1 pseudogene and 1 other annotated feature are annotated in these 242 nt (G+C 62.0%); the pseudogene reads left to right on the top strand.

The window, feature by feature from the left end:
• Nucleotides 1-242: pseudogene (locus AB3X89_RS40825) on the top strand (IS3 family transposase); the annotation flags it as partial.
• Nucleotides 79-195: a sequence feature (AL1L pseudoknot), on the top strand. (Overlaps the previous pseudogene by 117 nt.)

The raw sequence follows: 242 nt of genomic DNA, 5'->3' as shown, positions 1-242 counted from the left end.
GGAGCAGGATCGGCTCAAGGAGCTGGAGAGGGAGAACCGTGAGCTGCGCCAGGTTAATGAAATCCTGCGCAAGGCGTCGGCGTATTTCGCACAGGCGGAGCTCGACCGCCGACCCAAGTGATGATCACGTTCATCGATGATCAACGGCACGTCTACGGGGTCGAGCCGATCTGCAGGGTACTGCCAATCGCGCCGTCGACGTACTACACGCATGTGGCCCGCCGCGCCCATCCTGAGCTGGT

This window comes from Paraburkholderia sp. BR14320, assembly GCF_040948665.1.
Lineage (GTDB): Bacteria > Pseudomonadota > Gammaproteobacteria > Burkholderiales > Burkholderiaceae > Paraburkholderia > Paraburkholderia youngii.
The sequence above is the reverse complement of the archived record's forward strand: the minus strand, read 5'-3'. Positions and strand labels throughout refer to the sequence as shown.